Origin of the sequence: Acinetobacter lwoffii, from assembly GCF_024129715.1 — a bacterium.
Lineage (GTDB): Bacteria > Pseudomonadota > Gammaproteobacteria > Pseudomonadales > Moraxellaceae > Acinetobacter > Acinetobacter lwoffii_U.
Window position 1 is genome coordinate 56,441 of sequence record NZ_JAMXXM010000006.1, and the last position, 22,132, is coordinate 78,572.

Annotated in this window: 20 protein-coding genes; 6 read left to right on the forward strand and 14 right to left on the reverse strand. The window is 42.8% G+C overall.

Going from position 1 to position 22,132, the window contains the following annotated elements; all coding sequences use genetic code 11:
• Window positions 1–15: 15 nt before the first annotated feature.
• The 9 genes from pcaF to paaA all read right to left on the reverse strand — a co-directional run bounded on the left by pcaF (window position 16) and on the right by paaA (window position 8,104).
• A complete protein-coding gene (gene pcaF / locus NI462_RS06570) occupies window positions 16–1,227 on the reverse strand; it encodes a 3-oxoadipyl-CoA thiolase (protein WP_253159664.1) in 1,212 nt (403 codons plus the stop codon).
• Window positions 1,228–1,238: 11 nt separating this feature from the next.
• Window positions 1,239–2,792 carry a 3-hydroxyacyl-CoA dehydrogenase gene (locus NI462_RS06575; RefSeq protein WP_253159667.1) on the reverse strand — a complete coding sequence of 518 codons (1,554 nt, stop codon included), beginning with the start codon at window positions 2,790–2,792 and terminating at the stop codon, window positions 1,239–1,241.
• Window positions 2,793–2,795: 3 nt separating this feature from the next.
• Window positions 2,796–3,587 (reverse strand): 2-(1,2-epoxy-1,2-dihydrophenyl)acetyl-CoA isomerase PaaG, encoded by a 792-nt coding sequence (paaG, locus tag NI462_RS06580; RefSeq protein WP_004279188.1) that lies wholly within the window; start codon window positions 3,585–3,587, stop codon window positions 2,796–2,798.
• Entirely contained in the window at window positions 3,587–4,357 is a 771-nt protein-coding gene (locus NI462_RS06585; RefSeq protein WP_005104871.1) for an enoyl-CoA hydratase-related protein, read from the reverse strand. Before NI462_RS06585 ends, paaG begins: the two co-directional genes overlap by 1 nt.
• Before the next feature lie 42 nt (window positions 4,358–4,399).
• Window positions 4,400–5,458 carry a 1,2-phenylacetyl-CoA epoxidase subunit PaaE gene (gene paaE, locus NI462_RS06590; protein ID WP_253159669.1) on the reverse strand — a complete coding sequence of 353 codons (1,059 nt, stop codon included), beginning with the start codon at window positions 5,456–5,458 and terminating at the stop codon, window positions 4,400–4,402.
• A 75-nt stretch (window positions 5,459–5,533) separates the two neighbouring features.
• On the reverse strand, window positions 5,534–6,034 hold the full coding sequence (paaD, locus tag NI462_RS06595) for a 1,2-phenylacetyl-CoA epoxidase subunit PaaD (protein WP_004646058.1): 501 nt from the start codon (window positions 6,032–6,034) through the stop codon (window positions 5,534–5,536).
• A 28-nt stretch (window positions 6,035–6,062) separates the two neighbouring features.
• Complete coding sequence (gene paaC / locus NI462_RS06600) at window positions 6,063–6,818, reverse strand: 1,2-phenylacetyl-CoA epoxidase subunit PaaC (protein ID WP_253147202.1); 756 nt, start codon at window positions 6,816–6,818, stop codon at window positions 6,063–6,065.
• Between the two features lie 17 nt (window positions 6,819–6,835).
• Window positions 6,836–7,126, reverse strand: coding sequence for a 1,2-phenylacetyl-CoA epoxidase subunit PaaB (paaB, locus tag NI462_RS06605; RefSeq protein WP_004279183.1), 291 nt, complete (start codon window positions 7,124–7,126; stop codon window positions 6,836–6,838).
• Window positions 7,127–7,159: 33 nt separating this feature from the next.
• Window positions 7,160–8,104, reverse strand: a complete 945-nt coding sequence (paaA, locus tag NI462_RS06610) for a 1,2-phenylacetyl-CoA epoxidase subunit PaaA (protein WP_253147201.1) — start codon at window positions 8,102–8,104, stop codon at window positions 7,160–7,162.
• 261 nt (window positions 8,105–8,365) lie between these two features.
• Between paaA and paaZ the strand changes: the two genes are divergently transcribed.
• Both paaZ and NI462_RS06620 read left to right on the forward strand, forming a co-directional pair.
• Window positions 8,366–10,477, forward strand: coding sequence for a phenylacetic acid degradation bifunctional protein PaaZ (paaZ, locus tag NI462_RS06615; protein ID WP_253159671.1), 2,112 nt, complete (start codon window positions 8,366–8,368; stop codon window positions 10,475–10,477).
• Between the two features lie 194 nt (window positions 10,478–10,671).
• Complete coding sequence (locus tag NI462_RS06620; protein ID WP_253159673.1) at window positions 10,672–12,111, forward strand: spinster family MFS transporter; 1,440 nt, start codon at window positions 10,672–10,674, stop codon at window positions 12,109–12,111.
• A 191-nt stretch (window positions 12,112–12,302) separates the two neighbouring features.
• On the opposite strand, the gene gmtX is transcribed toward NI462_RS06620, so the two are convergent.
• The 5 genes from gmtX to NI462_RS06645 form a co-directional block, all read right to left on the reverse strand.
• Complete coding sequence (gene gmtX / locus NI462_RS06625) at window positions 12,303–12,974, reverse strand: gamma-mobile-trio protein GmtX (RefSeq protein WP_253159675.1); 672 nt, start codon at window positions 12,972–12,974, stop codon at window positions 12,303–12,305.
• Window positions 12,964–15,648 carry a gamma-mobile-trio integrase GmtZ gene (gmtZ, locus tag NI462_RS06630; RefSeq protein WP_253159677.1) on the reverse strand — a complete coding sequence of 895 codons (2,685 nt, stop codon included), beginning with the start codon at window positions 15,646–15,648 and terminating at the stop codon, window positions 12,964–12,966. Before gmtZ ends, gmtX begins: the two co-directional genes overlap by 11 nt.
• Entirely contained in the window at window positions 15,572–17,050 is a 1,479-nt protein-coding gene (gmtY, locus tag NI462_RS06635; RefSeq protein WP_253159679.1) for a gamma-mobile-trio recombinase GmtY, read from the reverse strand. Before gmtY ends, gmtZ begins: the two co-directional genes overlap by 77 nt.
• Window positions 17,051–17,235: 185 nt before the next feature.
• Window positions 17,236–17,430 carry a DNA-binding protein gene (locus NI462_RS06640; protein ID WP_253159681.1) on the reverse strand — a complete coding sequence of 65 codons (195 nt, stop codon included), beginning with the start codon at window positions 17,428–17,430 and terminating at the stop codon, window positions 17,236–17,238.
• A gap of 116 nt (window positions 17,431–17,546) precedes the next feature.
• Window positions 17,547–18,023, reverse strand: a complete 477-nt coding sequence (locus NI462_RS06645; RefSeq protein WP_253159683.1) for a hypothetical protein — start codon at window positions 18,021–18,023, stop codon at window positions 17,547–17,549.
• 93 nt (window positions 18,024–18,116) lie between these two features.
• Between NI462_RS06645 and NI462_RS06650 the strand changes: the two genes are divergently transcribed.
• From NI462_RS06650 to NI462_RS15125, 4 genes are all read left to right on the forward strand, one after another.
• Window positions 18,117–18,323, forward strand: a complete 207-nt coding sequence (locus NI462_RS06650; protein WP_253159685.1) for a helix-turn-helix domain-containing protein — start codon at window positions 18,117–18,119, stop codon at window positions 18,321–18,323.
• A gap of 82 nt (window positions 18,324–18,405) precedes the next feature.
• Window positions 18,406–19,305, forward strand: a complete 900-nt coding sequence (locus NI462_RS06655; protein WP_253159687.1) for a hypothetical protein — start codon at window positions 18,406–18,408, stop codon at window positions 19,303–19,305.
• A 149-nt stretch (window positions 19,306–19,454) separates the two neighbouring features.
• On the forward strand, window positions 19,455–20,936 hold the full coding sequence (locus NI462_RS06660) for a type I restriction-modification system subunit M (protein ID WP_253159729.1): 1,482 nt from the start codon (window positions 19,455–19,457) through the stop codon (window positions 20,934–20,936).
• On the forward strand, window positions 20,933–22,108 hold the full coding sequence (locus NI462_RS15125) for a restriction endonuclease subunit S (protein WP_253159689.1): 1,176 nt from the start codon (window positions 20,933–20,935) through the stop codon (window positions 22,106–22,108). The genes NI462_RS06660 and NI462_RS15125 overlap by 4 nt, the downstream gene beginning before the upstream one ends.
• Window positions 22,109–22,132: the final 24 nt, after the last annotated feature.

A 22,132-nucleotide genomic window follows, 5' to 3' on the forward strand; every position in this document is an offset into this window, starting at 1 on the left:
GATTGAATGATGTGTTTAATCCATATTTTCTAAAACCAGTGCCACACCTTGACCCACACCGACACACATGGTGCAGAGTGCATATTTGCCTTTACGGCGTTTTAGTTCTTTCATGGCCGTGATCACCAGACGGGTGCCACTCATACCCAGCGGATGACCCAAGGCGATGGCACCGCCATTCGGGTTAATTCTGGAATCATCGTCTTGCAAGCCGAGTTCACGAATCACGGCCAGCGATTGCGCTGCAAATGCTTCATTTAGCTCAATCACGTCCATCTGCTCCAGACTCAGACCAGTCTGTTTCAGCACTTTCTGTACCGCTGGAACCGGCCCAATACCCATATATTTAGCTTCGACACCGGCGCTGGCCATCCCGATCACTTTAGCTTTCGGGCTCAAACCATACTGCTCGGCAAACTGCTGATTCCCAAGTAATACGCAAGCCGCCCCGTCATTGACACCCGAAGCATTGCCAGCGGTGACTGAGCCGCCTTCTTTACGAAATGGGGTTTTTAAGGCGGCCAGATTATCCAGCGTCGTCTCTGCGCGCGGATGCTCATCTTGGGAAATGGTCAGAGTGCTTTTCTTCGGACCTTTGACCTCTACTGGCAGAATTTCTTCGGCAAAAATACCCTTCTGCTGGGCTACTGCGGTTTTCTGTTGGCTGTGATAGGCAAACAGGTCCTGGTCTGCACGGCTAATCTGATACTTTTCAGCGACGTTTTCGGCCGTTTCCGGCATGCTGTCAACGCCAAACTGTGCTTTAAATTTTGGGTTGATAAAACGCCAGCCAATGGTGGTGTCATAAATTTCAGGGGTACGGCTAAAGGCAGTTGTAGGTTTGGATTGCACGAAAGGCGCTCGGCTCATGGATTCTACGCCACCCGCCAAAATAAACTGTGCTTCACCCGATTTGATGGCACGGGCTGCAATTCCAATGGCATCCAGACCTGAAGCACATAAACGGTTTATGGTGAGTGCTGGAACAGATTCAGGCAACCCTGCGAGTAAAGCAGCCATACGCGCCACGTTGCGGTTATCTTCACCGGCCTGATTGGCACAGCCTAGGATCACTTCATCCAGTTCTGCCCATGGCAATGCAGGATGCTGATCTTTCAGATATTGAATCGGTAGCGCTGCCAGATCATCAGCACGAATGCTGCTCAGTCCACCGGCATAGCGTCCGATCGGGGTGCGAATTCCATCAAAAATATAAACCTGTTCCATGATTCTTCCTTTTAGCCAGCAACACGTAATGGTTGCTGCTGAGTTTTCTGTGCATGTCCCTGCACCGCTTTCTTTGCTAAATATATACTAGTTCTATAGCGGTCTTCACCATAAATACGATACATATTTTCTAAAATTTGTAAAATTGTGTAATATCCAATTCTGTCTGCCCACTCGAATGGACCATAAGGATAATTCACTCCATATTTCATAGCAGAATCAATATCTTGCTCTGATGCAATATCATGCAATACCGCTTCACAGGCTTCATTCACCAACATGGCGATACTACGTATAACATAAAGACCTGGATGATCCTTAGACCAAATAGGTATCATATCCATACCTATGAGGAATAGCTCCACTGCCTGGCGCTGTTCAGCACTACACGCCGGTGATGCAACGACTGGAATCGCTTGAGCATTTGTCCAATCTGAATGCCAGTCCATCAACACCACAGGCTCATGCGGATAGGTAAGTTCAACTGATTCGCCAAGCGATAATCGCAGAGAAAGGTCACCAATCAGGATTTCATTCTGTTCTGCTGCCTGAAAACTCAGCTCTACATGAGAGGCCTGTTTTAAACGTTCAATCAGTACTGAGGAATGTAGCCATTCACCTTTTACTGTGACTTTGAGCTTATTCAGCGACTTGGCATAACACACTGGCAATTCATATACAGGTGCAGGCTTGGCCTGAGCGTAATCATAAAAACCCTGACCGGACTTGCGACCATAACAACCGGCATCGACCAGTTCTTTTTGAATCAAGGACGGGCGGTAGCGTGGCTCATAGAAAAATTCCTGATAGACACTTTGTGTGACCGAGAAATTCACATCCTGCCCAATCAGATCTGTAAGTTCACACGGCCCCATGGCAAAACGGCCACATTCGCGCATGATGTAATCGAGCTGTTCCGGGGTGGTGGCATTTTCCTGCAAGGCACGAAAGGCCTCGGCATAATAAGGTCGTGCGACACGATTGACGATAAAACCGGGGGTCGATTTGGCTCGCACCGGAACCTTGTTCCAGTCCTTCATCAGATCAAATACTGCATCGGCAATCGCTGCTGAGGTTTTCAGTCCGCGGATAATCTCGACCAGTTTCATCACCGGCGCCGGATTAAAGAAATGCAGACCAATCACTCGCTCGGGATGTGGAATCGCCGAGGCAATTGCGGTAATGGAAATTGAAGAAGTATTAGACGCAAAAATCGTCTGTTCCGGGCAAATGGCAGCCAGCTGTTGAAACAGGTTTTGCTTCACTTCTTTCTTTTCAACAATGGCTTCAATAATTAAGCCCGCATCGGCAAGCTGCTGAATGTCCTCTGCCACAATCAGATTGGCGAAGGTACTCTCCAGCAATTGCTGGGTCATTTTGCCATTTTGTACGCGCTTGCTCAGCTGCGCCTCTAAAGCAGTCAAGGCACTCTGAACTTTACTGCGATCGAGATCAAACACATAGGTCGGATGCCCGTGCATGGCTGCCAGTTGTGCAATGCCAATCCCCATGGTTCCAGCACCGACCACAGCAACTTTGACTTGTTCCAAATTGATCTGTTGCATGATTTAGCATCCTTTATATTCAGGGGTACGCTTCTGCATAAAGGCTTGTACACCTTCCTTATAATCGCTTGAACGTCCAGCCAGACGTTGCAGGTCACGTTCCAGAATGAGCTGCTCATCCAAATTGTTTTCTGCTGCGGCATGAATGGCTTTTTTGATCAGGGACAGACCATAGGTCGGTTGCTGCGCCAGATGCTCTGCCAGTTTTTTCGCTTCTGCCTGCAATTGCTCATCTTCAACCACTTGCCAGATCATGCCGAGTTGTACTGCGCGCTCAGCCGGAATTTTATCGCCAAGCATGGCAAGGCCCATCGCCTGGGCACGGCCAACCAGACGCGGTAGGAACCAGGTACCGCCTGAATCTGGTACTAAACCTAGACGGCAAAAAGCCTGAATAAAGGAAGCCGATTTTGCTGCCACCACAATGTCACACGCCAGGGCAATATTGGCACCTGCCCCTGCTGCCACACCATTCACCGCACAAATCACCGGTTTAGGCATTTCGGTAATCAGCTTGATCAAAGGGTTGTAATATTTTTCAATCGATAGGCCTAAGTCCGGTGCATCGGCATTCGGATCGACCACACGGTCATTCAGATCCTGACCGGCACAGAAACCGCGGCCTTCGGCTGAAATCACCACGGCACGAATCTGGCTATCTTTAGCCCAGGCCTTGATGACCTTGGAAACTTCCTGATGCATGGTTTCATTAAAGCTGTTGAGCTGTTTTGGACGGTTAAAGGTCAGGTAGCCCACTGCATTTTTTTCTTCGACAATAATTGTTTGATAATCCATTACACACCTCTAAATTCTGGTTTTCTTTTTTCTAAAAATGCATTGATGCCTTCCTGGCGATCTTGGGTCGCCGCCAGCCAGACAAAATGTTGACGTTCAAGTTTCAGTCCCTGACTTAAAGTCACTTCATGAATCGACTTTAAAGATTGCTTGATGGCGCGAATGGCCAGCGGTGCTTGCTTGGCAATTTTTTCTGCCAGTTCCAGTGCGTATTGCACGGTCAGTCCTGCTGGACAAACTTGACTGCTAATACCATGTTGCAATGCGGTCTGTGCCGAAATCATTTCGCCGGTCATGGCCCAGCGCATCGTCAATTGCTGACCAACCAGACGGGCCAGGCGCTGGGTGCCACCGGCACCCGGCAGCATGCCCAAACCAATTTCAGGCAGGGCAAACTGGGCATTTTCTCCAGTCAGCACCATGTCGCCATGTAAAGCCAGCTCGAAACCTGCACCAAAGGCATAACCATTCACGGCCATGATTAAAGGCTTGGAAAATTCATCAATTTTTTTCCAAAGCAGTGGGCGCTGATCCTGCTGGATGCTGACCACATCTAACTGTGCCAGCTCATTTAAATCAGCACCGGCAGCAAAGCATTGCGTATTTCCGGTGATGACCACGGCTTTCACAGCAGCATCTGTTTCCAAGTCCTGTAGACAGGCTGCAATGTTTTGCAAGGTGGCATTGTTTAAAGCATTGCGCTTTTCTGGACGATTTAGCTCGATCAGTACCACACCCGGCTTGGGTGAGCTGGTTTTAATGTAGGTCATCCTTGAACTCCTGCTATGCTCGCGGTGCTGTAAATTCAGCTTTTATTCATCAAAACTGAGTCGGACATTGGCCGTGGTTGGACGTGCCTGACAACTGAGCACATAGCCTTTCTGAATTTCATCTTCTTCCAGACTGTAATTCACCGCCATTTCAACCTGTCCCTCTAACACCTTACATTTACAGGTGGCACAAACGCCGCCCTTACAGGCATATGGCAGGTCGGCTCCGGCACGTAGCGCAGCATCTAAAATACTGTCATCCTGCTTAGAGACTTCAACAATCAGCTCGCGACCATCGAGGATGATATTAACGCGTTCTTCGCTGCGGCTTTCCATCTGCTGGGCGGTTGCTTTCGGTGCAGTACCCGTATTGAAGCGTTCCGTATGAATCTTGCTGCGTTGAATGCCCCAAGTCGGTAATACCGTTTCGACTGCTGTCATCATTTCTTCAGGACCGCAAGCGAAACAGTGATCTGCTTCGGCAGAAATCAGATTGGCCTGAAATAACTGCTGCAATTTGTCTGCATCAATCCGACCATTAAAGATGTCACTGTCATTCAGTTCACGTGAAAAAATATTTACCAGTTGCAGACGTTCCTTAAAACGGTCTTTCAAGTCCATGATCTGTTCAGAAAACATGGTCTGTTTCCAGGAACGGTTGCCATACACCAAGGTGAATGTTGCGTCCGCTTGACGGTTCAGCACCGATTTTACAATCGATAAGATTGGCGTAATGCCACTGCCTGCTGCAAAGCCTAGATAATTCTGGCCACCAGCCTTGGCGGCTTTCTGAAAGAACACCCCTTGCGGTGGCATGACTTCTAAAACATCGCCAGCTTTGAGATGCGCATTGGCCCAGGTTGAAAACTGTCCCTGATCAATTTTTTTAATCGCAATACTCATGTCTTCCTGAGTATCACTGCAGATCGAGTAGCAGCGGCGCAGCTCGCCGTCATCGGTTAAGTGACGAATAGTCAGGTGCTGCCCCGGCTGATATTGGAAAGCATCCAACTGCTCAGGCGCGAGATCAAAGGCAATGCAGATCGCCTGCTCGGTTTGTGGCTGAATCGATTTAATGGTTAATGGTATAAATTGGCTCATGGCAAAATCCTTCTTTTAGGTGGCGGTGTTCAGGCTTGTTATTGGTTTACCCTGCCCACCGCGCAATCGTTACAATTAAATACATTTGAAATAGTCAAAAGTTTCTAAGCAGTCCCGACATTGATATAAAGCTTTACAGGCGGTCGAACCGAATTCACTTAATAATTTGCTGTTATGACTTAAGCACTGTGGACAGGTGATGCCATCGGTCAATGCCACATGCGTACCACAGCTATGTGACTGACCTTGCGGCGGGGCAATACCATATTGCTGTAATTTGTGTTTGCCCGATTCACTCATCCAGTCCGTGGTCCAGGCTTCAGACAGATCCACAATCACTTTGACTGGCGTCAAACCATTGGCTTCAAAAGCCTGGGTAATTTCTGCTTTTAATAAATCCGTGGCCGGACAGCCGCTATAGGTCGGCGTGAGTCGCACCACAATTTCATCCTGCTGATTCAGCTCGACGCCACGAATCATGCCCAGATCAATCACTGACAATACCGGAATCTCTGGATCAGAAACCTGCTGTAAAACGTCCCAACATTGATCTTCTACGTGTCGAATCAGATTCATGCGACTCACTCCCTGTGATTGTGCCGAATTACCAGTTCATGTTTGGATATGAGCGCTGCATGTATTGCAGTTCAGCCAAAACAAAACCGAGATGTTCTGTATGTAAACCCTGTTTAGCCCCACTGCGATAAGCACCCAGCTCTGGCAGACTTAATTTAAATCGCGCTAGCTCGGTTGTAATGGTCTCCAGCCACTGTGCTTTTAAATGTTCGATCTCTGGAATGACACCGCTCTCAACCAGCTGTCTTTCATCAGCCGTCAGGACAAAAAGTTCCTCGGTAAAACGGCATAACTGGTTTAAACCTTGCTGGGTTTTTTCATGCGCTTCTGCGGTACCTAAACTTAAGCGTTCCATCCAGGTGGTGGAAAAACGCTGATGATATTTCACCTCTTTGAGTGACTTCACTGCAAAGGCAGCCAACTCAGCATGCTGACTTTGACTTAAGGTGCTAAACAATAAAGCGTGGTAGTGATCCATCAACCACTGGCGCACCAGAGTCTGGGCAAAATCACCATTCGGCTGTTCACACAGCAGCAAATTACGGTATTCACGTTCGGTACGGAAATAAGCCAGTTTGTCTTCATCACGACCCTGTCCTTCCACTTCACCCGCCAGACTGAGGGCAGTACGTGCCTGACCCAATAAATCCAGTCCAATATTGGCTAAGGCAATATCCAGCTCCAGTTCAGGTGCATGACCGCACCACTCTGCCAAACGATGGGACAGGATCAGTTGACTGTCACCCACATGTAAAAGAAATTCTGCCAATACTTGATTTGTCATACTCTTCACCTTTCCCTTTACATGTGCTCGATGCCAGCTGGAATGTTATAAAAGGTTGGATGGCGATAAACCTTGTCCAAAGCGGGTTCAAAAAATTCTGCTTTTTCATCTGGCTGGGAAGAGGTAATCAATTCAGATTTCACCACCCAGATACTGATCCCTTCATTGCGGCGGGTATATACATCGCGGGCATTTTGTAGTGCGACTTCCTCATCCGGTGCACGCAGGCTGCCGACATGACGGTGACTTAGACCCTGTTTACTACGCACAAACACTTCATAAAGTGACCAGTTATTTTTGTTATTCATGAGCAAATTTCCTTATATTGATCAAACTATTTTTTAAGCGACTTTTTTTGCTGCTGACTGTTGCTGTTGTTTTTGAGCATAGACGGCTGCTGAATCACGTACCCACTTGCCGCCTTCCCAAGCTTTGCGACGTGCTTCAATACGCTCATGGTTACACGGTCCCTTACCTGCAAGAATCGCAAAAAACTCATCCCAATTGATTTCACCAAATTCGTAATGTCCGGTGGCTTCATTGAATTTAAGGTCTGGATCTGGAACGGTTAAACCCAGCTGCAAAACTTGCGACACGGTGTTATCGACAAATTTCTGACGTAGCTCATCGTTGCTGAATAATTTAATTTTCCACTGCATACTTTGTGCACTGTTCGGTGAATTATCGTCACTTGGACCAAACATCATCAGTGCCGGCCACCAGAAACGGTTCACTGCATCCTGTGCCATCTGCTTTTGTTCCGGCGTACCATTGGCCAGTTCCATCATGGCTTCAAAGCCCTGACGCTGATGGAAACTTTCTTCCTTACAGACACGCACCATAGCTCGGGCATAAGGACCGTAAGACGTACGGCACAGCGCAACCTGATTGACAATTGCTGCACCATCCACCAGCCAGCCAATCGCGGCAACATCGGCCCAGCTCAGGGTTGGATAGTTAAAAATGGATGAATATTTCATGCGACCGGCAATCAGTTTATCCATCATGTCGTCACGATCCGCACCCAGGGTTTCTGCAGCACTGTATAGATACAACGCATGACCGGCTTCATCCTGGACTTTTGCCATCAGTACGGCTTTACGTTTTAAGGTCGGTGCACGGGTAATCCAGTTGCCTTCCGGCAACATACCCACCACTTCAGAGTGTGCGTGCTGACCGATCTGACGAATCAAGGTCTTACGATAAGCATCCGGCATCCAGTCCTTCGGCTCGATGGAAATATCCTTTTCAATCTTTTGATCGAAGATTTGTTGTTGGTTATTCATTGTTCCCTCACTTATCCCAAGTGTTGATACACCCAAATTAAAACGATACGTAATTAAAATCAATATCTATTTATTGGTATCATTTAATTTTTATCCTTATTTTTAATAAATATTTGTTTTATATAACTTAATATTTTTTATTTTATTGTTATGTATTTTTAAACACAGATTTATGATTGACATTTTCAATTTTTCAACACAAATTATGAAACATCAAAATTAAAATACTTCTCAAAACGTATCATAAATGGAGTTTTTACAATGTTAGAGTTAGACAGCAGCTCAAGCACAACGGATTATCAAGATACTGCATCAACCCATAATCCTATTGCCATCAAAAGCTTAGCTTCACTGGTGTACGGCCAGGAATACACAGCGCAAGCCGATTTACGTACGGTTTATCATGCCATTAGCGGTGAAGCGGTTTATCAGGTCGGCAGTCAGGGCATCGATACCCAAGCCGTGGTGAAGTATGCCAAACAAAAAGGCGCGGCTATTGCCACATGGACCTTCCATCAACGTGCCAATGCACTGAAGCAAGTGGCACAATATTTGATGGAACGCAAAGAAGACTTTTATGAGCTTGCCAAAGCAACCGGCTGTACCCGTAAAGATGCCTGGATTGATATTGAAGGCGGAGTTGGCACCTTATATGCCTATTCGAGTTTGGTGCGTCGCGAACTGAGTGATGAAACAGCATGGGTCGAAGATGCCTGGATTCCTCTTTCTAAGCAAGGTAGCTTTGGCGCGAAACATATTCTGACGCCTAAAGCCGGTGTCGCCGTGCATATCAATGCCTTTAACTTTCCGATCTGGGGCATGCTGGAAAAAATCGCACCGACACTGCTGGCAGGCGTACCCTGTATTGTCAAACCGGCGACCGAAGGTGCCGAGCTGACTCATGCCGTAGTTAAAGCCATTCATGAAAGCGGTTTCTTGCCAGAAGGTTCACTGCAGCTCATTTGCGGACAGGTCTATGATTTATTTGATCATTTAAATCCTCAAGATACGGTCACTTTTACCGGTTCTGCTTCAACAGGGCAAAAACTGCGTTCGCATCCACACTTAAATGCCTACTCGATTCCATTCACCATGGAAGCAGACTCGGTCAACAGTGCGATTTTGACGGCGCAAGCTAATGATGAAACGATTGATTTATTTGTCCGTGAAGTTTTCCGTGAAATGACCACCAAAACCGGACAGAAATGTACCGCTATTCGTCGTGCCTTTGTGCCAGCCAAGCTATTGGATACAGTACAAAGTCGCCTGATTGCAAAACTGAAAAAAGTGGTCGTCGGTGACCCCGCTCAGGAAGGCGTCAGCATGGGGGCTTTGGCCAGCGTCAAACAGAAACATGATGTCGCTGCAAAAGTTGAACAGCTCAGCCAGGATGCAAAGATCGTATTCGGTAGCCACTTGCGTCAGGACTTTAATATTCAAGTACAAAATACGGAGAAGGCTGCATGTTACCCACCGACAGTACTGGTCTGCAAAGCACCAGTTCAGGCAGAAAACATTCATAAGATTGAAGCCTTTGGGCCTGTAGTGACTTTAATGCCATATACTGACTTGGCTCAGCTGGCTGACCTGGTGGCACGTGGCGAAGGTAGCCTGGTGGCATCCATCGTACGCAATACCGATGAAAATATTGAACAACTGCTCAGCAAAATTGCGCCATGGCATGGTCGTGTCCATATTCTGGATGCTGAAAGTGCCAAAGAAAGTACCGGACATGGCTCTCCATTACCTTTACTGGTTCATGGTGGACCGGGACGTGCCGGTGGCGGTGAAGAACTCGGCGGCTTGCGTGCAGTCAAACATTATATGCAACGTACTGCGATTCAAGGCTCACCAAATGCCATGACTCAGGTCGGCCATAGCTGGACGGCTGGAGCTCAAGTCTTTGAAGACCGCGTGCATCCTTTTAAAAAATCATTTGATGAATTGCGTATAGGCGAGCGTTTACTGACTGCACGACGTAGCGTGACCGAAGCGGATCTGGTGAATTTCGGCTGCCTGAGCGGTGATCACTTCTATGCGCATATGGACAAGATTGCTGCAGCAGAATCCCTGTTTGGTGAACGTGTGGCACATGGCTATTTCGTGGTGTCTGCCGCAGCCGGTTTATTCGTTGATGCCGCCCAGGGCCCAGTCATTGCCAACTATGGCATGGACAACTTGCGCTTTGTAGAACCGGTGAAAATTGGCGATACCATTCAGGTAGAACTGACCTGTAAGCAGAAAACTCCAAAAGCACTGCGCGATCCGGCACAGAAGCCACATGGTGTCGTGGTCTGGGATATTAAAGTAAAAAACCAACGCAATGAACTGGTTGCAACCTACGATATTTTAACGCTGGTTGAGCGTGGCTAAAAATTTAAACTCAAAAAAAGGAATCATTATGATTCCTTTTTTTTGCCTTTAAAAATTATTTGTATCTATTTTTAAAAACAGATTGACGTCTCTCTATTTAGGCTCTAGATTAATTAAATACGATACAATATAAAAATAACAAGCATATTAAAAGTATCAAATAAATATCTCAAACGATCAGCACAGGATGTTGCATGATGAATGATAAATCGCTGAACCTAGAAATGGTTGAAAGGACGATTCAACCAACAAATCAAAATTTTGAGCCTACACCGACAGAAACGGCTGTGCCGCTGTCTGAACAGATTGAACCGCCACCGGAAAGCAGCACCTATCAATGGTATGTGGTGGTCATTTGTATGGTGGCTTACATTCTGTCATTTGTAGACCGTCAAATTTTATCGCTCATGATTGAACCGATTAAAGCCGATTTAATGCTGAGCGATACCCAGTTCAGCCTGTTACAAGGTCTGGCCTTCTCCTTGTTTTATGCCATTATGGGTCTGCCCATTGCCGCGCTGGCGGATCGAAAGTCCCGAATTAAAATTATTGCAACCGGGATTGCATTCTGGAGTCTCGCCACAGCAGCCTGTGGTCTCAGTAAAAACTTTATTCAAATGTTTATTGCGCGTCTGAGTGTAGGTGCCGGCGAAGCTGCGCTTTCCCCTGCCTTTTATTCGATCGTCGCCGATTTATTTCCAAAAGATAAATTAGGCCGTGCACTCGGTGTATATGCGATTGGTGCCTTTATTGGTTCTGGCCTAGCTTTCCTGATTGGCGGCTATGTGATTGGCCTGCTAAAAGATGTCAGCTTCGTAGCCTTACCTCTCATTGGTGAAGTGAAAACTTGGCAACTCACCTTTATGATTGTCGGTCTACCGGGTGTATTGCTGGCACTGCTCATGGTGCTGACGGTGCGTGAACCTGCACGTAAGGGCATGAAAGTCGGTCAGGATGGTCAGGTCATTAAGGCCTCTTTCAAAAATTCGATTGGTTTTATCAAGACACATAAAAAGACCTTCTTTTGTCATTTTATTGGTTTTTCTTTTTATACCATGATGTTGTATTCGCTGCTGGGCTGGGCACCTGCCTATTACATGCGTAATTTCGGTCTGGATGCGAGTCAAACCGGTTATATCCTCGGTACGATTATTCTAGTCGCGAATACTTCGGGTGCCTTGTTCTGTGGCTGGCTGATCGACTTCTTCTCGAAACGTGGCTATAGCGATGCTGCAATTCGTACCGGTGCCATTGGCTGTGCAGCGCTGATTATTCCGAGTGTGCTGTTTACTCAGGTCGATAATATGCAGCTTTCATTTGCGCTGATTTTTGTGGCGATGTTCTTCTCCACTTTCCCGATTCCTGCATCGGCTGCTGCTACGCAAATGCTGACACCGAATCAGCTACGCGCACAGGTATCTGCCAAATTCCTGCTGGTTTCAAACCTGATTGCCTTAGGCGTCGGAACCACCGCAGTGGCGTTAATCACGGATAAATATTTCCAGAATACCTTAATGGTTGGTAACTCAATCTCGATCGTCAATGCGATTGCCGGATTGATTGGTTGCTTCCTGTTGTACAAGGGCTGTCAGTATTATCGTGAGAGTATGAAAGTCGAGAAACTGGCTGATTAAAATGGCTGGATATCGCTAAATCATCCTAAGCTTCACTTTTAAAGGCCTTTAACACTTGCTCTTTCTAGTAGAAAGCGTATAAAATGAAAAAAAGATGTAAGTATAGCCTTGAATATCAAGTTCTTATCTTACATCTTTCTTTTTATATATGTATAAAATTAATATATAAATAGCCCTAATCCATTCAAAGACTACACCTGATCCAATATCTTCTGAATAGCTAACACAAACCCATTTTTAAACAGTGGTCGCCCATGCTCATCCTTAACGGCTCCATATTTAGATAGTGTCCAACCTCGCTGTTTCATTTTGTCTGTGTTAATAGAATCTTCCAAAGCTTCAATATCTGCCTGTAGGAGCACACCATCTAATGATGGCAATACTTCGACTTTTTGATGCACTTGCTCGGCATGAATCACCCGATTTGGTCGCATATCTACAACGACTTCCGCATTTTGTTTAAGAATGTGGTTTTCTGCTTTTAGTTTATTCTTCTCGGCAATAATTTGACCAAAAACAGCCCTCATTGCGGGGTCATCTAATCGCTTCAATAAATCCATATCAGATGGTGTATCTAGCTTTCTGGATTGAGGTACAGGTGGCTTTTTCATTGTGGTATTGGCTTTGGTTGCCCACGCATCAATCAAAAGGCGAAAATGCTCACCCGTTTTGTTACGAATGCTAACCGCACCAACGCCACCTTCGGCTTTTGATACTCGACCAATCGCTGCAATGGAGTAATCTTTTTCACCTACTTTAAATCGAGCTTCTAATAAGGCATTCAGCTTATCTAAAGAGTCTTGTGTGCGACTTGCTTTACCTGATTTTAGGTCTTCCAGAATAGTATTAATATCAACCTGCATTTGGAGAATCTCCTTTAACAACATTTGAACCTAATGATTTTATTGAAATGCTATTAACTGATGAATTTATACTGTGCTCTAATGCATTAATGCCTGAGTCGAGTAGTTTATTGTCTTGCATAAATTGACCAAGCTCCAAGTAGCTTGCTACTTGTTTGTAACCATCCAATTTGTCTGTTGGGTTAGCTTGTAGTGCCATTTGGCGCATCATCGCGTTTGCCGCAATAAGTTGCTGATCTTTATCAAGTATGAGGAGGTGTGGTATATAACCCTTACGCATCATAAAACGGCTTAAGCTTTGAGTTCTTCGCTCAATCGTTGGAGTCTTCTTAACATCATCAAGTATGTCAGGATAAAATTCAGCATCGTCACAAAGCAAAGACAGTTGTAACAATTCGGAATCCGTTTCCAAAAAGCCAACTTTAATGTCGCTCACTGAGCCTACTGCAAACAGTTTATTCGTAGTATCGCTTTCAGTACGATCTTGCTCGATTTCGATAATTCGACGGATCAACCCAAATGTTGCAATCCAGTCTTTTGTGAATTCATCAGCTTCAACTAATTGCTTCTCATATCTGCGATGAAGTGCTTGTAGCTCATTATATTGAGTAAATGGTTTACCCTCACATTCAGCTTCGTATTTGAGGTCATCCATCACCTCTATCTCGCTCTCTAACTGAACCGCTAAATTAGCAGCTTCATGGGCTTTATAACTCATAAAGTTAAGGTGAGCATTGAGTGCAGGAAGATAGCGAGCATCAGTAATGAACCAACGACAGCGAACACAATTTTCAAAACCGTGAGCCACTTGGTTATAAACTCTAAGCTGGGGAATTATTGAATCTTGTAATAACTCACCACCATTCCAACAACCCGCAACGGTTTTGGCTTCATTAGAGCGAACGGTATTACCACCCACTAGACACAAACCATGATGACGGTTTTCCCAACCAAGTGGGTTTCGATTAACTAATACAGCCTCAATAGATTGACCATCGTGATATGCCATTTTGCACTCAATTTGACGCATTTCAGCATCTTTTAGGAATGTGCGAACACTCTCTTGTGATTTATCATCAAGCAATTTATTCGCTTCGGTCATTTTCTCTTTCATCACCGCAGGAGTCAGCTTGGTGTAATAAACTGTCATAATAATGCGTGAGTGACCTGCTAACAGCTTTGATACTACAGGCAAAGGTAATTTAGCATCCATGATGTAACAGGTAATCAGCGAGACACGCAGGCTGTGTAAGGGGAACTCAGTATTTTTTTTAGAGTGCTTATAATCTTCACCATAATCATGCACCAATCGCAGTGCTGTCCCGTCAGATAAGGCTTCACCAGAAGATAAAAGATTTTGCTCAAGTTGGTGAAGTAACTTGTACCAACTCTTTGATACTGTTGTGTCTTGAACAGGCTTAACTTTATCTTCTAGCTTATTTGCTGTTGCATCACGAAACAGAAAGCAACTGTATCCCATTGCGCTTAAATAGGCTTTCGATTTTCTCCCGTTAGTATGCTTTACCTCTAACGTAGTACAGTCAGTAGGCTTGCTGATGGGGTTGTATTTTTCTTGCCAATTACGCAGTTTTTCGAGCCAGAATAGCACATCTTCATTTTGCCAAGGTATTTCATAACCACGCTCAAATTCATCCTTATTTTGGTCTGCGGTTTTGTTGGTACTGATATACAGGCCTGTTGACTCCAACCCTGTGGCATTGTCTTTAAATTGGCGAAACACACCTTTACTGTAGCGATTCAAAGCAAATGTATGAGAGTTTTTAATCCATTTTCCATTCTCATAACGCAGTGTGTCAGCCTCACCAGAGTCGAGCATGCGTACCTGATAGGTACGTAGTGGCAAATGGAGCTTAATGAACAACACCATGCTGACCACTGGTGACCAGATTTGATGAATGGTTATGCGCTTACTACTACGAGTAATTTCTTTGATGCGCCACACGCAATCAAGGTCTTTTTTATTAATTAGACTTTTATCGACTTCAAACCAGTCACCACCCTGATTACCTTGCCCGGTCTGATGCTGTGCCCACTTCCAATCAGAAAAAAATCCTCTCGGCTTTGGACACAATATATTGCGCAAATCGCAAATGTAACGGTATGGCAGTGGATTATGAACGGTTTCAGTACAATTTCTTTTGCCTTTGACTTGCTCTAAAGGATTGGCGTATAAGCGGATAGCTACGTTGTTGTCGTTCTTATCGCTGAAATGAGCATCTAGCACCCAGTCGATGAATTTTTTGCAATAATTTAATAGGGTTACTGTAGCTGAATTGTCAGCACGGTTGGTCTTTTCCAGCACGATACGTTTCAATTCATCAGTTGAGGCTTTCCAGCCACTTTTTCCCTTGAATAGACTCACAACGTCCGATGTAAAAGGTACTGTGTCACATAGGTAAACCTCAAAAAAAATACATAAAGCATTAAGTTTAGTTGACGTTGCTGAATTTTGAGTGTTAATCCATTCCTCAGCCAATTGCCTCCATGTTTCCCATTGTTTGCCATGATTATTTACAAGCCACCGCAAGGTTAAATCCGAAGTGCGGCCATCAAACTTTTTCTTTTTAGGTGTTGTGTTAGTAGTCATTGCACTTTCCATATTTTGGGTTCTTGCCAGTAAACAATCCATCGGGGTCAATATCGTTAAAGCCATGCTCAGTTAACACCTCCCAACTCGGTGTACCTACTCGCTCCACTGGCTCTGTTGGGTTTAAGAGTTGTTGCATTGCTGCATTAAGGCAATTTGTAACTTCTTTTGCTGTTGGTGTGGTATAAACCGCTTGCGACTCCAAAGAGGCATGATGTAAACACTTTTTAATCACAACTTCTGGTACGCCAGCTCTGCGTAAACGTCTGCCGTAGCTGTGTCGGTGTGAGTGAGGGGATAAGCCATCGGCTTTACATGGCTTAAGCCCTATACGCTTTAAGCCATTACGGTAGCTATCATGGAATGCATTAAGCGTATATGGATTGCCTGTATGCTCACGGTGAAAGCTCACAAAGGCATAAGGGTGATTGCGCTCAACAGCAGTCAAAAACCGAGTGTAGTTTTGCCAAAGTAAGGCAAATACTTCACCAAAGACAGTCGGAAACCAGTGAACTTCCAAATATTCATCTTTGCTGTCCGTGACTCGGCTTTTCCATCCGACTCGTTTCTTGCCCATGAGGTGATTACGGGGGCTTAATGCATATTTCTCTTTAAGGTAAGCAGCACGAGTTGTTTTGCCTGAACGGCCACGCCAGTTATTCGGGGCTTTACCGTCCTCTGGGTGATAGATGCGAACCTTAACGCTATTCGGGTGTGATGGGTCGATTAAGACATCTTCAAGCCACAGGTGTAAAGCCTCTGATTCACGCAAGCCACCGCCATGCATGAGCAGTAGAATTAATTGGTCACGTAATACAACCCTACGGTCTATCGCACCTCCTAAACCATCGAAATAAAAAGCTTCAAAATATCGCTCAGGAAACTCTATCGCCTCTTGTGATTGTTTACCCAATGGACGTTTACCTTGAACACTACGAGCATATAGGACGGTTGAATTAATGTGCTTATCTTTGATGTGACCAAGGAAGTTATGCTGATTCTTGCGAAACCAAGCAGCGTAGTTAAGGCGTTTTTTCAAACTGTCAGCCTCAACAAGTGGGTTTACTGAAATTGAACCTTGTTTTTCGGCTAACCAATCAGTCATTTTGCTCAAGGCATTGATGTGTGATCTGGCGACTTGTTTACTGCAAGGTAACCAATACAAACCCGATGGATCTAAACCATCCTCCCCAATCGTGCCTGTATATAATCGGCTACTGAAATTCTCAAACAAGGATTGCGGAGAATTAAATCCACTCACATTCGCAGTCATGTATTCAAGTAAAAGTTGAGTTGCCTTGATGTGATTACTAATCGTTGATTGACTCATGCCATCACGTTTCAATTTTAAAGCGTACTCAACTAGAGGCATTATTGGTTCTTTGTTTTTATCAAGTAATACAGGTATTTCTGTAAAAACACCTGAATTATCGTTTACTACTTTTGTAATAACTTTAACGGTCTGCATATCTATTTGCTCAAAAAATAATCAAGAAAATAAAAAGCAGAAAGCACCCTAGAACATTGATAAGAATATCAATGTCTTTTAGAATGAATTTGTCTTGGACGTACTAGTTAAAGACAAACTTATAAAGACTCATGTTCCCGCATGGGTCTTTATACTTTCTGCAATAAAAAAGGAATAATGTGAAATTACTCCATATTTTTTTGCTCCTTAATTTTTAATTTGACCGCAATTTTATGGCTTTCACCACGTTTCGGGATTTTATTGGTCTTTAAGATTCGATAAACCAAATCAGGGGAAAAGCTATTCTCCCTAGCCCATTCAGCGATAGATTTTCCAGTATTAGAGAAATCATCTTTAACTTGTTGAATAGATCGGAGCATTTCAGACTAACTATAAATAAATTGGACGAGAAAATAGCGAATGGATACGCTTAAGTCAAGGCTATTTTTTTATTGTAATTATTTGAATTATATTGAATTATTGAAATGGGTTTGTTTTAGATAATATCGTCCATTAGCTTAATGTGAGCTTTAAATTTTTTTATATCTTTCTCCAATATTTCTTTAACTTCAATGAAATATCTCTCTAATGACTTATCAGCAGATAACAAATTATTGATAAAATTTATATTAGCTTCTTTTTCCTCAATCTCATCTAAAAGTGCTTTTTTCTTATCAGAAAAAATCACATTAAGTTTTTCATTTTTATATTTATTTCTTAATTCTTCTAATCTTTCAGTTTCACTATAAACGAAGACTTTCTTACTTGAACGGCTTGTATCAATTTTCAGGTATTCACATATTACGAGTATTTTTAAACCAGCATACATTTGGCGTCGAATTTTGTTTTTGTCGAAACAGGGGTTAATTTCCATTGCATTCCAAAAATTTTTAGCTCTCCAGCTTATAATCCTATTATTATCAAATACTTTCATAAAATCATTGTACAAGGGTAAGCTAAAGACTTTTTGCATGGTTGAATTTCAATCTAAAAAAAGAGGATTATAATCCGTGGATATATAGTCCTCAATTGCTGATATTTCTATTTTTTGAACAGTTGGTATCAAATGTCAGAATTATCAGTTTCAATCGGTCAATTAATACGCAATGCGAGACATCAAAATAAGATTACACAAGAGTCCCTATCACTACAGTGTGGAATAGATCGTAGTTATATGGGGCGTATTGAGCGTGGCGAAGTCAATCTTACGGTCGAGAAACTATATGAAATAGCTTCAGCTTTAAAAATTAATCCTAAAGAATTATTACCATAGTTTTTTTATCTCTTACCTCATTACTAAGTCATTAATAATGTGTATATTTATACCTAATAAATATAAATGGAATTTTAGAGTTATGAATAAATTTAGTGGATTGTTGGATTTTCCTGAATTTGAAGATCAAGAACATCGTCTTGAGGTTAAAGAATTACTACTTCGTGAAGATGGAATAGCTTTCTCTATGAAATGGGCATATGGAGCTGGCGACTCTGATTCATGGAGCTTTGAAGGTGTAGCTAAAAAAGAGGGTTCAATCTACGTAACTCAAAATGTGATTGGGAAAAAATATCAAGGTTCAATAGGTGATGATGATGGCAATGATATCTACTTTAAAAAAGTATCATTTAATCATGAGTTTAGTGATTTAGAAATTGAAGGTACAATTAAATATAAAGCTCAAAAGTTTGAATTTAAAGGAATCCTAGAACAGAAAATTAAAGATTTCGCCGTGACTCAAATAATTTCCACATCTAAGAGCAATCGGGGAAATAATAAAAAAGTTAGCAGTCCTAGGAATCGACATAATAGAAAAAACAAATTGTTTTTCATTCAAACTGACATTGAAGATCTACCTGTTCATTTTAGGGCTTATGTCAAAGCAAATAGAGTTTTCCTTGCAGAAATAAAACAGTATCAAGATATGTTGAAAGGCCTTAACCTAGCTCAAAATTTCATTAATTGGACTGTTGAATGCCAAGAGAAAATTAGTCATTTTGAGGGAGAATTACAGAGCGTTATAGATGGGGACAGGAAGTTATATGTATTCGATGATGAGAAAAAAGAGATAGTGCACCAGCTAGAAGAGATTTTAGATAGGCAGCCCAAAGAAATATTCTTCTACTCAGACAACCTGCTTCCAGAACAAATTGAATTAATTAACAATACTGATGAATACTTTTATAATCTCTATAACAAAATTCGAGATAAAGGATATATCGTCTACGATACTTGGCTAGATACGATACCTTTATTATAAAAATATAATTTTCAATAGATAAGCTAGACTGTTCATAGAAAGACTAACTTATCTATTCACGCCAAGCCCTGTCGCATCTCCTTTAATTCAAATAGATTTTTTTCTTGATTTCTACCACAATACCTTCAAAGAAATTTGAGAGTCGTACCGTGATTACAGGCGAAATTAAAAGCAAAATTGATCAAATTTGGGATGCATTTGCAAGTGGTGGTATTTCTAACCCTCTAGAAGTCATTGAGCAAATGACTTATTTGCTCTTTATCCGCCGACTTGATGAAATTCAGATCACCAAAGAAAAGAAAGCTAACCGTCTCAAACTTTCTGTAGAAAAACCAATTTTTACACCAGAACAAGATCACTTACGTTGGTCTAAATTTATTACCCTTGGTGATCCAACTCAGCTTTACAGCACCATCGCTAACGAAGTTTTCCCATTCATTAAAAGTATTGGCAGTGAAGATGACACCACTTACAGTCATCACATGAAGGATGCTCGTTTTACAATTCCAAATGCTGCCCTTCTAACAAAGGTGGTTGATCTATTGGCTGCTGTGCCAATGGATGACAAAGATACCAAAGGTGATATTTACGAGTACATGCTCGGTAAAATCGCATCAGCAGGTCGTAACGGTCAGTTCCGTACTCCTCGTCATATTATCAAGATGATTGTGGAGTTGATGCAGCCGAAGCCAACGGATACCATCTGTGACCCTGCATGTGGTACAGCAGGCTTCCTCGTTGCAGCTAGTGAATACTTAAACGAACATCATAGCACCGAGATTTTTGCCAATCCTGAAACAGCAAAACGCTTCAGTGAAGAAACCTTCTTTGGTTATGACTTTGATAGCACCATGCTTCGTATTGGTTCGATGAACATGATGCTGCACGGTGTAGAAAATCCAAGTATTGAAAACCGTGATTCTTTAAGCGAAGCACATTCACATATTGAGAGTCAGTTCAGTTTGATTCTTGCCAATCCACCATTTGCAGGCAGCTTGGACTACGAAAGCTGTGCCAAAAATATTCAGGCAATTGTCAAAACTAAAAAGACGGAACTTCTATTTTTAGCCTTGTTCTTACGCATATTAAAAACGGGTGGTCGTGCTGCGATTATTGTGCCTGATGGGGTGTTATTTGGTTCTTCTAAAGCACATAAAGATTTGCGTCAAAAGATTGTGGAAGAGCAAAAGCTTGAAGCAATTATTTCTATGCCTTCAGGTGTGTTTAAACCGTATGCAGGCGTTTCGACTGCCATTCTGATTTTCACCAAAACTGAAACTGGTGGTACAGATAAGGTTTGGTTCTATGACATGCAGGCTGATGGTTATTCGCTAGATGATAAGCGTAATGAACTCGATGCGTCTAAGCATGAAAATAACAACATTCCTGACATTGTTTCCCGTTTTAAAAACTTAGAAGCTGAGTCTGATCGCAAAGCGACTGAACAAAGTTTCTTGGTTGATAAGGCCGATATTGCTGCTAATGGTTATGACTTGTCGATTAATCGTTATAAAGAAGTGGTGTATGAGCAAGTAGAGTATGAAACACCAAGCAATATTTTGGCGGATTTAGAATTGCTTGAGCAGGAGATTCTGAAAGGAATGAATGAGCTTAAGGAGTTGTTGAAGTGACAATTCAATCTAAAAAGCTCAGTAGTTTCTGTAGGACTGGTAGTGGCGGCACACCATCACGGTCAAATAGTAAATTCTTTGAAAATGGTACTATCCCATGGGTCAAGTCTGGCGAACTAAAAAACCGTTATATAACGAGTGTAGAAGAATATATAACCGAGTTAGCTGTTGAAAAATCATCTGCCAAATTAGTATCTAAAGGCTCATTATTAATAGCTATGTACGGTGCAACAGTTGGTGAAGTCTCTCAACTAACTTTTGATGCAACAACGAATCAAGCTATTTGTAATATCGCACCTGATGAAAACGTTTGTGATGTAAATTATTTATATAGGTTTTTAGAAGCATCAAAACCTTATCTTTTAAGTCGTCGAGTTGGTGGTGGTCAACCTAATATTTCTCAAGGGATAATCAAAGATTTAGAAGTGCCTCTTCCCTCACTTTCAGAACAACGCCGAATTGCTTCTATTTTAGATAAAGCAGATGAGCTACGCCAAAAACGTCAGCAAGCGATTGAAAAATTAGATCAGCTTTTACAAGCAACATTCCTTGATATGTTTGGTGATTTCCAAATTAATCCAATGAACTGGCAAACCAAGCCTTTGAGTGAAGTTGTTAATAATACGACTATCGTGACTTATGGAATTGTACAAGCAGGTGAAGAATATCGTGATGGTATTCCCTACATTCGTACAGGAGACATCAAAAATGGAAGTATTCTGACTGAAAATTTGAGTAGAACTGACCCAGAAATTGCTAAAAAATTTAAACGTTCCGAAGTTCAAACGGGTGATATTGTTATGAGTATCCGGGCAACCGTTGGTACGACAGCCTTAGTACCTAAAATTTTAAATGGTGCAAATTTAACACAAGGAACAGCTCGTATCGCTGTTGGCGAAAATATAGAACGTGAATATGCGTTATATCATTTAAGATGTCAGGCAACTCAGAACTGGATTCAAAAGCAAGTTAAGGGGGCTACATTTAGGGAAATTACATTAGGTAAGTTGAGAGAATTACCAGTCTATTTACCACCACGGGATTTACAGAAGAAATTTGTTGAAATATACAATAGTATTGAAATGTTAAAGTTAAATGCTAATAAAAGTTTAGAATCTTCTAAACAGTTATTCAAATCATTACAAAACCAAGCATTTAGCGGAAATTTATAACTTTAATTAATTTTAGATTTGAGG

What these genes read in the sequence shown, in the direction of transcription:
- paaC (WP_253147202.1), bottom strand. Translation starts at nt 6,818, where the DNA reads ATGACAAATCAAGTATTGGCAGAATTTCTTTTACATGTGGGTGACAGT.
- pcaF (WP_253159664.1), bottom strand. Translation starts at nt 1,227, where the DNA reads ATGGAACAGGTTTATATTTTTGATGGAATTCGCACCCCGATCGGACGC.
- NI462_RS06655 (WP_253159687.1), top strand. Translation starts at nt 18,406, where the DNA reads ATGAATAAATTTAGTGGATTGTTGGATTTTCCTGAATTTGAAGATCAA.
- paaB (WP_004279183.1), bottom strand. Translation starts at nt 7,126, where the DNA reads ATGAATAACAAAAATAACTGGTCACTTTATGAAGTGTTTGTGCGTAGT.
- paaZ (WP_253159671.1), top strand. Translation starts at nt 8,366, where the DNA reads ATGTTAGAGTTAGACAGCAGCTCAAGCACAACGGATTATCAAGATACT.
- NI462_RS06650 (WP_253159685.1), top strand. Translation starts at nt 18,117, where the DNA reads ATGTCAGAATTATCAGTTTCAATCGGTCAATTAATACGCAATGCGAGA.
- gmtX (WP_253159675.1), bottom strand. Translation starts at nt 12,974, where the DNA reads ATGCAGGTTGATATTAATACTATTCTGGAAGACCTAAAATCAGGTAAA.
- NI462_RS06575 (WP_253159667.1), bottom strand. Translation starts at nt 2,792, where the DNA reads ATGCAACAGATCAATTTGGAACAAGTCAAAGTTGCTGTGGTCGGTGCT.
- gmtY (WP_253159679.1), bottom strand. Translation starts at nt 17,050, where the DNA reads ATGCAGACCGTTAAAGTTATTACAAAAGTAGTAAACGATAATTCAGGT.
- paaE (WP_253159669.1), bottom strand. Translation starts at nt 5,458, where the DNA reads ATGAGCCAATTTATACCATTAACCATTAAATCGATTCAGCCACAAACC.
- NI462_RS06620 (WP_253159673.1), top strand. Translation starts at nt 10,672, where the DNA reads ATGATGAATGATAAATCGCTGAACCTAGAAATGGTTGAAAGGACGATT.
- paaD (WP_004646058.1), bottom strand. Translation starts at nt 6,034, where the DNA reads ATGAATCTGATTCGACACGTAGAAGATCAATGTTGGGACGTTTTACAG.
- NI462_RS06585 (WP_005104871.1), bottom strand. Translation starts at nt 4,357, where the DNA reads ATGACCTACATTAAAACCAGCTCACCCAAGCCGGGTGTGGTACTGATC.
- paaG (WP_004279188.1), bottom strand. Translation starts at nt 3,587, where the DNA reads ATGGATTATCAAACAATTATTGTCGAAGAAAAAAATGCAGTGGGCTAC.
- NI462_RS06645 (WP_253159683.1), bottom strand. Translation starts at nt 18,023, where the DNA reads ATGCAAAAAGTCTTTAGCTTACCCTTGTACAATGATTTTATGAAAGTA.
- gmtZ (WP_253159677.1), bottom strand. Translation starts at nt 15,648, where the DNA reads ATGGCTTTAACGATATTGACCCCGATGGATTGTTTACTGGCAAGAACC.
- NI462_RS06640 (WP_253159681.1), bottom strand. Translation starts at nt 17,430, where the DNA reads ATGCTCCGATCTATTCAACAAGTTAAAGATGATTTCTCTAATACTGGA.
- paaA (WP_253147201.1), bottom strand. Translation starts at nt 8,104, where the DNA reads ATGAATAACCAACAACAAATCTTCGATCAAAAGATTGAAAAGGATATT.